Annotated in this window: 12 protein-coding genes and 1 tRNA gene; 4 read left to right on the forward strand and 9 right to left on the reverse strand. The window is 64.1% G+C overall.

The genetic code is table 11. The features are described 5' to 3' along the window. Positions 1–97: 97 nt before the first annotated feature. Positions 98–733, reverse strand: coding sequence for a TetR/AcrR family transcriptional regulator (locus QDT69_RS26610; protein ID WP_279709452.1), 636 nt, complete (start codon positions 731–733; stop codon positions 98–100). A gap of 172 nt (positions 734–905) precedes the next feature. Between QDT69_RS26610 and QDT69_RS26615 the strand changes: the two genes are divergently transcribed. Then, complete coding sequence (locus QDT69_RS26615) at positions 906–1,277, forward strand: hypothetical protein (RefSeq protein WP_279709453.1); 372 nt, start codon at positions 906–908, stop codon at positions 1,275–1,277. A gap of 1 nt (position 1,278) precedes the next feature. Here QDT69_RS26615 and QDT69_RS26620 read toward each other — a convergent pair whose 3' ends face one another. Beyond that, positions 1,279–2,127, reverse strand: coding sequence for an MBL fold metallo-hydrolase (locus tag QDT69_RS26620; RefSeq protein WP_279709454.1), 849 nt, complete (start codon positions 2,125–2,127; stop codon positions 1,279–1,281). A gap of 121 nt (positions 2,128–2,248) precedes the next feature. Here QDT69_RS26620 and QDT69_RS26625 point away from each other — a divergent pair, with 121 nt between their 5' ends. After that, positions 2,249–2,662, forward strand: coding sequence for a DUF3775 domain-containing protein (locus QDT69_RS26625; RefSeq protein WP_279709455.1), 414 nt, complete (start codon positions 2,249–2,251; stop codon positions 2,660–2,662). 188 nt (positions 2,663–2,850) lie between these two features. On the opposite strand, the gene QDT69_RS26630 is transcribed toward QDT69_RS26625, so the two are convergent. From QDT69_RS26630 to QDT69_RS26650, 5 genes are all read right to left on the reverse strand, one after another. After that, complete coding sequence (locus tag QDT69_RS26630; RefSeq protein ID WP_279709456.1) at positions 2,851–3,840, reverse strand: NADPH:quinone reductase; 990 nt, start codon at positions 3,838–3,840, stop codon at positions 2,851–2,853. After that, positions 3,837–4,619 carry an SDR family oxidoreductase gene (locus QDT69_RS26635; RefSeq protein WP_050422723.1) on the reverse strand — a complete coding sequence of 261 codons (783 nt, stop codon included), beginning with the start codon at positions 4,617–4,619 and terminating at the stop codon, positions 3,837–3,839. Before QDT69_RS26635 ends, QDT69_RS26630 begins: the two co-directional genes overlap by 4 nt. Positions 4,620–4,770: 151 nt before the next feature. Next, positions 4,771–5,286: a CvpA family protein gene (locus tag QDT69_RS26640; RefSeq protein ID WP_279709457.1), complete on the reverse strand. Its 516-nt coding sequence runs from the start codon at positions 5,284–5,286 to the stop codon at positions 4,771–4,773. A gap of 298 nt (positions 5,287–5,584) precedes the next feature. Then, positions 5,585–7,192: a choline dehydrogenase gene (locus tag QDT69_RS26645; RefSeq protein ID WP_279709458.1), complete on the reverse strand. Its 1,608-nt coding sequence runs from the start codon at positions 7,190–7,192 to the stop codon at positions 5,585–5,587. 123 nt (positions 7,193–7,315) lie between these two features. After that, a complete protein-coding gene (locus QDT69_RS26650; protein WP_279709459.1) occupies positions 7,316–8,749 on the reverse strand; it encodes an aldehyde dehydrogenase family protein in 1,434 nt (477 codons plus the stop codon). 316 nt (positions 8,750–9,065) lie between these two features. On the opposite strand from QDT69_RS26650, the gene QDT69_RS26655 reads away from it, so the two are divergent. After that, a tRNA-Met gene (locus QDT69_RS26655) sits at positions 9,066–9,142 on the forward strand. Positions 9,143–9,212: 70 nt separating this feature from the next. On the opposite strand, the gene QDT69_RS26660 is transcribed toward QDT69_RS26655, so the two are convergent. Together QDT69_RS26660 and QDT69_RS26665 are read right to left on the reverse strand one after the other, a co-directional pair. Continuing rightward, positions 9,213–10,106, reverse strand: a complete 894-nt coding sequence (locus tag QDT69_RS26660) for a complex I NDUFA9 subunit family protein (protein WP_279709460.1) — start codon at positions 10,104–10,106, stop codon at positions 9,213–9,215. 157 nt (positions 10,107–10,263) lie between these two features. Continuing rightward, complete coding sequence (locus QDT69_RS26665; RefSeq protein WP_279709461.1) at positions 10,264–11,160, reverse strand: DUF2189 domain-containing protein; 897 nt, start codon at positions 11,158–11,160, stop codon at positions 10,264–10,266. A 535-nt stretch (positions 11,161–11,695) separates the two neighbouring features. On the opposite strand from QDT69_RS26665, the gene QDT69_RS26670 reads away from it, so the two are divergent. Further along, on the forward strand, positions 11,696–12,529 hold the full coding sequence (locus tag QDT69_RS26670; RefSeq protein WP_279709462.1) for a cytochrome c oxidase subunit II: 834 nt from the start codon (positions 11,696–11,698) through the stop codon (positions 12,527–12,529). Positions 12,530–12,571 lie beyond the last annotated feature (42 nt).

Consider the following 12,571-nt stretch of genomic DNA (forward strand, 5'->3'; position numbering starts at 1 on the left):
GGAACAGCGCGGGCGGAAATTCAACCGCTTCGCGGTCACGGCATTGCAGCCATCACCTACCGGCGTGGCCGTTTCGAGCTGTTCTTTCAAATAGCGGTCATGATCGCGGGCGCGGCACGGCCAGCATCCGCGTGAACATCTCTTCCAGCAGCCGGCACGGCGGCTCGGGATCCCGCGTGCCCGCGATGATGGCATCGTCGGCCACGGCATGCATTCCGTCGAACACGATCAGCGCCGCGCTGCGGGCGTCCGGGAACGTCCATACGCCGGCCTTCCGGCCATCCTCCAGCACGGCGACGATCTGGGCGATCACGTCGTCCTTTTCCTGCGATTGGCGCTGATGATGCGGGAAGTCGTGAAACACGACGTCATGCAGTTCGACATTGGCAAGATAGGTTCCAACGGCGCCGCGCAGCCAGGCCGACAGCCGTCCGGCGTGATCGTCCGCAGCGCGCTCATTGATCGCGGCCGCTACGCGGGACAGGAAGTCCTGCGTGAAGCACGCGCGCAGCGCGATTATCACGTCCACCTTGGTCGAAAAGTAATGGTAGAAGGTGCCCTTCGCGACGCCGGCGCGGGCGACGATCTCGTCGATCGTGGTGGTCTCGATGCCCTTTGCGACGAACAGGGCGGCAGCCGCCGACATCAGGTCGTCCACCCTGACCTCTGCGGGTTGAGTCCGCCGCCAGTGCCGCGATGTGTCGCGCTTGGCCGCCTGCCGCTTTCCGATCATGCCGTTAGCATCCATCCGTGGCTGATATCCGATTCTGAGATCGCATATTTAGAATGGCTTTGAAATGGCTTAGTTTTATTGACCGACCGTCGGTCGATACGTATCTGTGACCCTGCCGCCGCACCTGCCCGATGAGCGTGGCGAGGCGCCGTCCGTATCACGAGGAGTCTCCATGAAATTCTTTCGCGAGGCCGAGCCAGGCATCTTCATCGCCACCGGCCGCCTGCAGACCGAGCAGGACGGTTGCGATTGGACCGCGGAATACTCCGAACTGCTTGCCGCGGATCGTCCGTTCGCCGTGATCGTCAACGTCAACGATCAGCCGGAGGTCGCCGCCGGAAAGCCGATGGTGCTGTGGATGAAGGCGCGCAAGGCCGAGCTCGGCCGGCTGATCCGGGTCACCGTCTATATCGCCGATGACGACGCGGAGCGCGCCGAGCTCGAGCGCAGCCTTCCCGGACGGGCCAAGGCGTTGCCCTATCCGGCCGCGATCGCCGCCAGCGAGGCGGACGCGCTCTTTCTCGCGCGCGCCAGCTTGGTGTAGCTCAGTCCAGCGCGATGAACCTGAACGCGTCGCCGTCGCGCTTGATGTGCCCGGCATTGAAATGGCCGCCGATCACCAGCGTCGGTGTATCGGCAAAGCGCGAGAACAACTCGCGCCGCGTCACAGCCGATTGCTTCTGGTCGGAATCCGCGGTCGACGACCAGTCGAGGTGATACATCTGGCAGGGATGGTGCGCGACGTCGCCGGTCAGCAGCCCTTCCTCGCCGCCGGACTTGATGTGGATGCTCATATGGCCGGGGCTGTGTCCCGGCGTCGGGATCAGCGTGATCTCTTCGCTCAACCGGTGATCGCTCGGCACCAGCTCGGCCTTGCCGGCATCCGCGATCGGCTTCACGGAATCGGCGAATACGGCGGCGTGCGCTCCATCGTCGCTGTGGTCGCGCCAGTGCTCGTATTCGGTCCTGCCGAACACGTAACGCGCATTGGCGAAGGTCGGCACCCATTTGCCGCCGACGAGTTTCGTGTTCCAGCCGACATGGTCGACATGCAAATGCGTGCACAGCACGGTGTCGATGCTGTCAGGGGCAAATCCGGCCGCAGTCAGCTTCTCCAGGAACGGATCGCTGCGGTTGTTCCAGGTCGGCACGTTGCGGCCTTGCTTGTCGTTGCCGAGCCCGGTGTCGACAATGATGCGATGCTCCGGCGTCTCCACCAGCAGCGAATGGATCGACATTTTGAGCCGGCCGTCCTCATTGGCGAAATGCGGGATCAGCCACGGCAGGCTCAGGATCTCTTCCCGGCCGGCGAGCGGCAGGATGAAGCGCGTGCTGCCGACGGTCTCGAGTTCGACGACTTTTGTGATCCTGACCTTGCCTACGGTCCAATGCATGCGGCGTGCCCTCTGTTTTCTTGTTTCTCTCACCGGACCATGCGGGTTTCCGCGGGGCGGCGCAATGGATCAAGTCGGCGCCTCCCGCGTTACCGCCACGTTCGACTGAAGGAGTGCGCGAATGCCGGAACTCACAATCTCCCCTGAAAAGGTTGGCTTCTTGATCGAGAAGGCGCGGGAATTCGACGTCAAGGAGGGGATCGTCGATCCGGACTCCGGCTCGAACGGCGCCGACGACGATATGATCGACGTGCTGGAGGATGACGGCAGCGACCCGGTGGCGCGCGAGATATCAGGCTTCATCGACGCCCTGAGCGAGGATGAGCAGGTCGACCTCGTCGCCTTGATGCGGCTTGGGCGCGGCGACGGCACGATCGAGGAGTGGGCCGATCTCCGCCGCGAAGCCGCGCGCGGCCGCAACGGCCGCACCGCGAGCTATCTGCTGGGCGAGCCGATGCTCGGCGATTTCCTTGCCGAAGGGCTCGACGAGTTCGGCCTCGCGCCCGCCGACGAGCGCATCACGCCGATTCAGTAGGAGCAGAAGCCGCTTGCTCACTTTACCTCGCCCCGCTTGCGGGGAGAGGTCGGATCGCATCGACAGATGCGATCCGGGTGAGGGGGAGTCTCGGCGTACTCCGCTATCACCTTGTTCGCGGTGACGGCCCCTCACCCCAACCCTCTCCCCGTGAAGAACGGGGAGAGGGAGAAGGAAAACTTCGCGCACTATCGCGCGCAGTCGACGATCACGGTGCCGATCTTGTCGCCCTTCTCGACGGCGAGATGGGCGTCGGCGGTCTCGGCGAGCGCGAATTGCCCGGCGATGTTGTGCACGCGCGTGCCTGACTCCAGCCATTTGGTGATGTCGGCCTGCGCGGCGGCAAGCAGTGGCGGCGGCAGCGCGAACAGCACGAGCGAGCGCACCGTGATGCACTTCTCCATCAACTCGCGCACCGGCAGCGTGGGCGTGCGGTTGCCGTTGGTGGCGTACACCGCGATCGTCGAGTTCATCGCCATGAGCTTCAACGTGGTCGCAAGGTTGCCGCCGAAATCGACGTCGATCACGCGATCGACGCCGCGGTTTTCGGTGAAGGCCATCACCTTGGAGACGACGTCCTCGGTGAGGTAGTTGACGACCATGTCGGCGCCGCCAAGCCGCGCCTCGACGTCCTTGACCTGCGAGCTGACCGTCGCAATCACCCGCGCGCCGCCCCACTTTGCCAATTGCACGGCATAGTGGCCGACCGCGCCGGCGCCGCCGGTGACCAGCACTGTCTGGCCCGCGACCGGACCGTCGGCAAACAGCGCGCACCACGCCGTCATGCAGGGGATGCCGAGCGTGGCGCCAGCCGCGAACGACACGTCCTGCGGCAGCGGCGTCACCAGGTAATCGGCAAGCGTGATGTACTCGGCCGCGGTGCCGAAGGCGCGGCCGTTGCGCTGGCCGTTGAACAGCCAGACGCGGTCGCCGACGGCAAAGCGCGTGACGCCTTCACCGACCTGGTCGATGATCCCGGCGCCGTCGCTGTTCGGGATCACGCGTGGAAATTCCATCGCGCGATAGTTGCCGCTGCGGCGGCCGACATCGGCGGGATTGACGCCGGAGGCCTCAAGGCGAACGCGGACTTCGCCAGGGCCGGCGTCGGGCGTCGGCATCTCGCCGACGGTGAGCACTGTCGGCGCCGCGCCGGTCCGTTCGTACCAGACAGCCCTCATAACGTGCCCGGGAAGGCGCCGCCGTCGAGCAGGATGTTCTGCCCGGTGATGAAGCCGGCCTTGTCGCCGCACAGGAACGCGCAGGCATAGCCGAATTCGTCGGGACGGCCGAAGCGGCCGGCGGGGTTCAGCTTGGCGCGCTCGCTCAAGACCTGGTCGGCGGAGATGCCGCGCTTTTCAGCCTCGGGCTTTGCGGTGCCGCGCAGACGATCGGTGTCGAACGGGCCCGGCAGCAGGCCGTTGATGGTGACATTGTTGATTACGGTCTTGCGCGACAGGCCGGCGACGAAGCCGGTGAGGCCGGCGCGCGCGCCGTTGGAGAGGCCGAGAATCTCGATCGGTGCCTTCACCGCCGCCGAGGTGATGTTGACGATGCGACCGAACTTGCGCGCCATCATGCCGTCGACGGTCGCCTTGATCAACTCGATCGGCGTCAGCATGTTGGCGTCGATCGCCTTGATCCAGTCGTCGCGGGTCCAGTTGCGGAAATCGCCGGGCGGCGGGCCGCCGGCATTGTTGATCAGGATATCCGGCTCGGGGCAGGCCTTGAGCACGGCTTCGCGGCCTGCCGGGGTCGTAATGTCGCCGACGATCTCGGTGACGGTGATGGACGGATGCGCCTTGCGGATCTCGTCGGCGGTCTGCTTCAACGCCTCGGCGCCGCGCGCCGTCAACGTGACATGCACACCCTCATTGGCGAGCGCGATCGCGCAGGCGCGGCCCAGTCCCTTGCTCGATGCGCAGACGATGGCGCGGCGGCCTTTGATTCCAAGATCCACGTGTTCACTCCCTGTGATGTCGGGTCGGTTTGTAAAGGTTTGATGGCGGCATTCTAGCCAAGCTCGGCCGCGCCGATAAGGGACGTGCAATGCATAAGTGCATGCCGGGCAGGAGCGGGCGGGTCAACTCAATTGGCCACATCTCGATCGGCTATATGCGCTGCTCCCGCCGCAGCCGCTCGATCGCCATGGTGGCCTCGGGCGGCAACGAGCGGAATCCAGCCTGTCCGGCCGCGGAGAACAGCGGCCGCAATTGCGAACCGTTGAGGAATTGCGGCTGCCTGGCCAGCGGCACTAATTGATCGAACACCAGCACCAGCGTGGTCACGACGAGCCCGACCCTGACCGCGCCGAGCAGCGCGCCGCCGAGGCGGTCGCCGATCCCGATGTCCGAGCCGATGGTGTCGTCGAGCATCGTGCGTGCCATCTTTCCGAGGATGACGCCGATCACTAGGAACAGGCCGAACAGCAGCACCCCGTTGGGCGGAAACGGCGAGGATGGCAGCGTCGCGATGTGGGGCCCGATCATCGCCAGCACCGCGACCGCGAGCGGCATCGCAACGAGATAGGCCAGGATGGTGACCGCGCTGCGCAGCAGGCCGGTCGTGAAGCCGGTCACGACCGCGAACAACAAGCCGAGAGTCACGGCGGCATCGAAGAGGTTCATGGGTAAGGATTTCCTGCCCGATCTCCTACGGTCCCCAGGTTGATGAAACCGGCTTGCATCAAGGACAATTGTAGCGATCAACTATCCACTTCCGGCAACCTGTCGATATCCGGCCTATTCGATGCCGGTAAAGAAATCATCCTCGTCAGCGACGCTCGCCATACCACAGGCGTCATTCCGGGGCGCGCGTCAGCGCGAGCCCGGAATCTATTGGGCCGCAGGTTCCGTGGATGAATGGATTCCGGGCTCGCGACTTCGTCGCGCCCTCAGGTGCGCAATTGCGCACCGGGGAATGACGCTACCCCGCCCGCGCCTCCGCCCTGATCATGTCGGCGGCCTTCTCGCCGATCATGATGGTCGGCGCGTTGGTGTTGCCGCCGATCAAGGTCGGCATGATCGAGGCATCGACCACGCGCAGGCCTTCGAGCCCGTGCACGCGTAGCTTCGGATCGACCACCGCGAGCGGATCATTGCTGCCCATCTTGCAGGTGCCGACCGGGTGATAGACGGTGTCGGAGCGCGCCCGCAGGATCTTGCGGATATCGTCATCGGTGCGGACATCTGCGGTGAACATGTCCTTCTGCTGCAGCGCGCGCAGCGCTGGCGTGTCGAGCAGCCGCTTGGTCATCTTGAAGCCCGCGACCATGGTCTCGACGTCGCTGTCCTCGCCGAAGAAATTCGGATCGATCGCAGGCGCTGCCAGGGGATCTGCGCTGTTCAGCCACACGCAGCCGCGGCTTGCCGGGCGCAGCAGGCAGACATGGCAGGAGAAGCCGGTGCCCCAGCGCGGCTTGCGGCCGTGGTCTTCCACCATGGCCATGCAGAAATGCAGCTGGATATCGGGGACGTCGAGGTCAGGCCGCGTCTTCAGGAAGCCGCCGCATTCGGCGACGTTCGAGGTCATCGGGCCGCGCCGCTCGCGCCGATACTGCCCGATACCCTTGATGATCCGCCCGATGCCGCCCCACGACAGTCCCGAGAAATAAGGTGCGTCGGAGACGAAGCCGAACACGAAATCCGGATGATCCTGCAGGTTCTGTCCGACACCGGGCAGGTGATGCACGCTGGCGATACCGTGCTTGCCGAGCGCCGCGGCATCGCCGACGCCGGACAGCATCATCAATTGCGGCGACTGGAACGCACCGGCCGAGAGGATAACCTCGCGCTTTGCGCGCAGCACCTTCTTCTCCTTGCCCTGCATGTATTCGACGGCGACGGCACGCTTGCCCTCGAAGATGATGCGGGTCGCCTGCGCCTGCGTCTCGATGCGCAAATTGGGCCGGCGGCCCATGTGAGGATGGATATAGCCGCGCGCGGCGCTCCAGCGTTCTCCGTTCCTCTGGGTCACCTGGTAGATGCCGAGGCCTTCCTGCTCGGCGCCGTTGAAATCGTCGCGGATCCGGAACTGCGCCTCGCGCGCGCCCTGCAGGAACATCTCCTTGACAGGATTGTCGGACTGCAGGCCGGTGACGTTGAGCGGCCCGCCCTTGCCGTGATATTCGCCGTCGAGCTCGGTGTTATGCTCCGAGCGCTTGAAGTAGGGCAGGACGTCGGCGTAGCTCCAGCCCGGATTGCCGAGCGAAGCCCAGTGGTCGTAGTCGGCGCGATGACCGCGGATATAGACCATGGCGTTGATGGCCGAGGAGCCGCCGAGGCCCTTGCCGCGCGGCTGATAGCCGATGCGGCCGCTCAGGCCCTTCTGCGGCACGGTGTCGAACGCCCAGTTGTTGAGTTTGCTCGAGAGCATCAGAATGATGGCGCCGGGCGTGGTCACCACCCAATTGTCGTTCTTGCCGCCGGCATCGAGCACCGCCACCGAGGTCGCCGGATCCTCCGACAGCCGCCCCGCCACCGCGCAGCCGCCGGAGCCTGCGCCCACCACCACGAAATCGAATGTGTCAGTCATTTTGTTTCCCCCTCTTATTGTCATTCCGGGGCGATGCGCCAGCATCGAACCCGGAATCTCGAGGCTCCCCGATGCGCAATTGCGCATCTGTGGTTCGCTTCGCGCCCCGGAACGACAACCCGTCTACGACAACATCCGCATCAGCTTCTCCAGCCGCGCGACCTTCGCGCCGTAAGGCGGATAGAGATCGGCGAGCCGGTTGAAGCGCGAGCGGTAGAACACCGGCTTCAGCTTGGTCAGCGTCTTGAACCCCCATTCGCCGTGATAGGCGCCGCTGCCGGACGCGCCGACGCCGCCCATCGGCTGATAGGCCTGCGCGAAATGGAACAGGCAGTCATTGACGGTGACGCCGCCGGACACCGTGCGCGCCAGCACCGTGTCGCGGGCCGCATTGTCGGTGCCGAACCAGTACAGCGCCAGCGGGCGGTCGCGCTTGTTGATGAAGGCGATCGCCTCCGTTGCGTCGCGCGTGCCCACGACCGGCAGCAGCGGCCCGAAGATCTCCTCCTGCATCACGGTCATCTCGGGCGTCGCGTCGACGATGACGGTCGGCGGGAATTTGCGAGGCTCCTTCCACTCGGGATCGTTCGGCGCCGCCGGCTGCATGATGGTCGCGCCCTTCGCGGCGGCGTCGGCGACGAGGCTCTCGAGCCGCGCGTAGTGCCGGTCCGAGACGATCGAGGTGTAGTCGGGATTTTTGGGATCGGTGCCGAACATGTGCTGCATGTGGCCCTGCAGCCGCATCGCGAACGGCTGCACCGAGGCTTGCGGCAGCAGCACGTAATCGGGCGCGATGCAGGTCTGGCCGGCATTGAGCAGCTTGCCGTAGGCGATACGCTGCGCGGCCTCGTCGATGTCGGCGGAGCTGTCGACGATGACGGGCGATTTGCCGCCGAGTTCGAGCGTCACCGGCGTCAGATTGCGGCCGGCGGCCTCCGCGACCAGCCGGCCGATTCGGGTCGAGCCGGTGAAGATCAGATGATCGAACGGCAGCACGGCAAAGGCCTTCGCGATGTCGTCGTCGATATCGGTGACCGCGAGCTCGGCGGTGTCGAATTTCTTCGCGATCGCCTCCATCAGCAATTCGGAAAACCGCGGCACCAGCTCGCTCGGCTTGATAATGGCGCTGTTGCCGGCCGCGATCGCTGCGACCGCGGGCGCCAGCGTCAGCTGCAGCGGATAGTTCCACGGCGCGATGATGCCGACCACGCCGAGCGGCTGCGGGATCAGCCGGTTTCTGGCCGGCGCGAACTGCACCGTGGTCGGGATCCTCTCGGGCGCCATCCAGCCCTTGAGGTGCTTGGCGGCATGCTTGATCTCGCTGAGCACCAGCATGGTCTCGGCGATCGCGGTCTCGACGGTGGAGCGGTGGCCGAAATCGGCCGAGATCGCCGCCTCGAATCGCGCCTCGTTCTCGGTCAGCGCGGCGCGCAGGCGGCGCAGCCGGTCCAGCCGCGCCTGCAAGGTCGGCGCCGGCTCGCTGCGCGACAGCTCGAATTGGCGGTGAAAGACCTCCTCAAGCGCGTACAGCCCCGGGCTCTTCAATGGCCGGTCCATTGGCGTTTCCCCTCGGATGACGTTTCCTTGACGGATTTTGTTGGCGCCAAGCTCCGCTTTTACGTGCGGTCTGGCAAGGCCCGGTTCCCGGCGGTAAATTTGTCAGGAAAACCGGTGATTTGGACGTCACAAAATCCTCAAAAACCCGCATCCGGGGCTTTCCAAACCGACCTCACGTTGATACATACGCCCCGCACCCGACGGCTTCGGCCCGGGTCGCCTTCTCAGGAAGCTCTCCGGACGGATCGCTCGGCGCCGTTACAAGCGTTGGCCGACAGGTTCGGGCACCCTTTCTGCAAGGCATGCAACGGTTTAACGCGGGGTGGAGCAGCCCGGTAGCTCGTCAGGCTCATAACCTGAAGGTCATAGGTTCAAATCCTATCCCCGCAACCAAATTGATACGAAGCCCCGGCAATCTTGATTGGTTGCCGGGGTTTTTTGCTGCCCGGTCGACCAGGCGGCATCACCGCGGACTCGACAACATTCTCCGGAGGATTTCCTCGATCGAATGTGGCGCAATGCCAAGCTCGGCGAATCCTGCCATCCGCGGCGATGACACGGTGTCGATCTGCATAAGCTCCACCTGACTGCGCGTAAGCGGGAGGCCAGGAAGGATTTCGGAGGCCCATGCCAGCGCGTCCCAAACGGCAAAAGGGACTGGGATCAGGAGAGGCGCGAGGCCCGCCTGATGCGCGATCGCTCTCAGCAATTGCTCGTAAGAGTAGACGGTTGGGCCACCGAGCTCAAAAACCGCTGGCTGGCGCGCCGCTCGCTCCATGATCCGGGCAACCGCTTCCGCAACGTCTTCCACATAGACCGGTTGCAATCTGGTCCGCCCGCGGCCGAACATCGGATAGATTGGAAGCTGACGAAGTAGCTTGAGGATGGTGCTGAGAAACGCGTCGTCCGGTCCGAATATCACAGCCGGACGGACGAGACACGCACCGGCGAATTCCGCACGGACCGCCTGCTCGCCTTCGCCGCGCATTCGGATATAGCTGGATGGCGAGGAGGCATCGGCACCGATCCCCGACACCTGAACAAGCCGTTCGACTCCCGCCCGGTGGGCCTGGGCTGCCAACCGCCGAGCCGACTCGACGTGAACGGAGTAGAAAGTCTCCGGTCCGCGCTCGCGATAGAGGCTGACCGCATTGACGACTCCGTAGATGCCGACCAGCGCTTTCGCGACGGATCGCTCGTCGTGAATGTCGGCCTCGACGGATTGAAGTCGTGGATTCTCCGGGTCAGGTCGGCCCGGCTCTCCGTCCGGATGCCGTGACGCGATCCGGACGGCAAATTCGTGATCGAGCAGATGGCGGACGATCCGGCTGCCGAGAAAGCCGGTTCCACCGAACACGGTGATGCTGCGACCGTTCGTGGCTGCTCCTTTAAAGCGCGATGAGATTTGGTTGAATCATCATCGCGCTTTAGCATGTTGTTTGAGCATGATCTCCGCGCAAACGCGAAGCGTTTGTCGCGAGGGAAAACCGCTTCGCACTTTTCCGGATCATGCTTTAGCGCTCGCGGCTCCATGGGAAGAGAGAGGCCGGGAAATCTGCCGCGTAGCGGTGACCGATCGGCGGGCGAGGCTCTTCCTGCGGAGGATTCCGGTCGGGCTCAACCACCTTCCGGTAAAGATGCCAGCTGGCATGACCGAGCACCGGCAGAACGACGCAGAGACCGATGAAGAACGGCAGTGAGCCCACTGCCAGCAAGACCGCAACGACCAGTCCCCACACGGCCATCTCAACTGGATTCGTCTTCACCGCGCGTATCGAGGTGCGGATGGCATCGATCGCTGTCGCGTGCTGGTCCAGCATCAGTGGGAACGAGACAACGCTGATGCACAGGGCTAACACCGCGAACAGGAAACCGACGCCGCATCCGACGATGATGAGGGTCCACCCCTCGGACGTCGTCAGCACACGCTCCGCGAAATCGGGAATGCTCGCGGCCGGCGCATAGCCGAAGGTTGCGGTGTAGATCGCGTCCGCGGCGGCGATCCAGACTCCGAACAGAACGAACAGGAGGACGCCAAGTTCGAGCATCGCACCGAACGACGGCGCGCGCAGCACCTGCATTGCATCCCAGGCGCCTGGCTCCTCTCCGCGCTCGCGGCGGCGACTCAGTTCGTAGAGGCCGAGTGCGGCGAAGGGACCGATCAGGGTAAAGCCGGCCGCGAGCGGAAACAGCAGCGGCAGTACCGAGTAGCCAATGACAAGTCTGAACAGGAACAGTCCGAGGACGGGATACATCACGCACAGGACGATGGCGTGGGTCGGAATGGCCTTGAAGTCTTCCCAGCCCAGGCGCAGCGCGTTGCCCAAGTCGGAAAGGTTGATCTTGCGAACGACATAGACGGTGGAGACACCGAACAATTGCAGTTTGGGCCTTGCGAAGACGGTGGTCATGACTCCGGTCTCCTTGCTCGTGGCCGCAGGTGAACGGAGCGCTTCAAAACACACGCATCCGCCTCATGCGCGAAAATCGCGACTGAGTCCGGCAAATCAGGTTCAACGAGAAGGAGCTTGCCGGACGACATTCGCCGCAGCCGGTGGAGTCAGGTTAGTCCGATGCACGGGAGAAGCAAGGGTACGATGCGGTCCGCGAAATCGTGCCTTCGCATCGGTCGATTTTTGCGACGCACCATCGCCTGGTCGTGCCGAAAGGCGTTCGCCGACGTGCAGACGCGTTCGTCCCAGCACGCCGGACAAGGGGGGCAATCTACTCCTCTATTGACGCCGGGCCCGACGGGGACCATCTTAAATGGATGAACGCCCCCAGCTCCGATGCGATTGCGGTCGTGACGCTGAATCTTTGTCATGTCCGACCGGCAAAATGGGCGAGGCAAGAGGCGCGGTGATGGTGAAAGTAACACCATCCCTCTGACGTGAGCTCCGCCCTTTCGTTCGTCTCCGTAGCCTTCAATGGCTGGGAGGATGAAGGATGGCTGTAGCGCTCATACTGCTTCTGGTTGCGATCGCTTCGGTGCTGTTCCACATCTACAGCCCGTGGTGGTGGACGCCAATTGCCTCGAACTGGCGTTATATCGACGACACGATCAACCTGACGTTCTGGATCACCGGGGCGGTGTTCTGCGCGGTCATCGCGTTCATGGCCTACTGCGTCTTCCGCTTCCATCATAAGGAGGGACGGCAGGCTGCCTATAATCCCGAAAACAAGAAGCTCGAATGGTGGCTCAGCATCGGCACCGCAATCGGCGTCGTCGCCATGCTGGCGCCGGGCCTCGTCGTCTGGCACCAGTTCGTCACCGTTCCTGCCGATGCGACCGACGTCGAGGTCGTCGGACAGCAATGGATGTGGAGCTACCGGCTGCCGGGCAAGGACGGCCGGCTCGGCACGTCGGATGCGCGCCTCATCAGCTCCGAGAATCCTCTGGGCTTGAATCCCAACGATCCAAACGGACAGGACGACGTCGTCGTTCAAAACGACGATCTGCATCTGCTGGTCGGCAAACCGGTGAAGGTGCTGCTGCGCTCGATCGACGTGCTGCATGATTTCTACGTTCCCGAGTTCCGGGCGAAGATGGACATGATACCGGGCTCGGTGACGTATTACTGGCTCACACCCACCCGCACAGGAACGTTCGATGTTCTCTGCGCTGAACTCTGCGGAGCGGCGCACGCGCAAATGCGCAGCAGGGTCATCGTCGAGGAAGAGAAGGAATATCACGCGTGGCTGGAGAAGCAGCGGACGTTCGCCGCGTTGTCGGGCCAGCGAGACGTCGCGAAGGCGGCGTACAAGACAGGAAGCGAATGAACAGGCTGACGAGGATGTGCCGGAGATTTTGAAGCGAACTCG

The sequence above is a fragment of the Bradyrhizobium sp. CER78 genome, from assembly GCF_029846235.1.
Taxonomy (GTDB): domain Bacteria; phylum Pseudomonadota; class Alphaproteobacteria; order Rhizobiales; family Xanthobacteraceae; genus Bradyrhizobium.

What these genes read in the sequence shown, in the direction of transcription:
- QDT69_RS26610 (WP_279709452.1), bottom strand. Translation starts at nt 733, where the DNA reads ATGATCGGAAAGCGGCAGGCGGCCAAGCGCGACACATCGCGGCACTGG.
- QDT69_RS26615 (WP_279709453.1), top strand. Translation starts at nt 906, where the DNA reads ATGAAATTCTTTCGCGAGGCCGAGCCAGGCATCTTCATCGCCACCGGC.
- QDT69_RS26620 (WP_279709454.1), bottom strand. Translation starts at nt 2,127, where the DNA reads ATGCATTGGACCGTAGGCAAGGTCAGGATCACAAAAGTCGTCGAACTC.
- QDT69_RS26625 (WP_279709455.1), top strand. Translation starts at nt 2,249, where the DNA reads ATGCCGGAACTCACAATCTCCCCTGAAAAGGTTGGCTTCTTGATCGAG.
- QDT69_RS26630 (WP_279709456.1), bottom strand. Translation starts at nt 3,840, where the DNA reads ATGAGGGCTGTCTGGTACGAACGGACCGGCGCGGCGCCGACAGTGCTC.
- QDT69_RS26640 (WP_279709457.1), bottom strand. Translation starts at nt 5,286, where the DNA reads ATGAACCTCTTCGATGCCGCCGTGACTCTCGGCTTGTTGTTCGCGGTC.
- QDT69_RS26645 (WP_279709458.1), bottom strand. Translation starts at nt 7,192, where the DNA reads ATGACTGACACATTCGATTTCGTGGTGGTGGGCGCAGGCTCCGGCGGC.
- QDT69_RS26650 (WP_279709459.1), bottom strand. Translation starts at nt 8,749, where the DNA reads ATGGACCGGCCATTGAAGAGCCCGGGGCTGTACGCGCTTGAGGAGGTC.
- QDT69_RS26665 (WP_279709461.1), bottom strand. Translation starts at nt 11,160, where the DNA reads ATGACCACCGTCTTCGCAAGGCCCAAACTGCAATTGTTCGGTGTCTCC.
- QDT69_RS26670 (WP_279709462.1), top strand. Translation starts at nt 11,696, where the DNA reads ATGGCTGTAGCGCTCATACTGCTTCTGGTTGCGATCGCTTCGGTGCTG.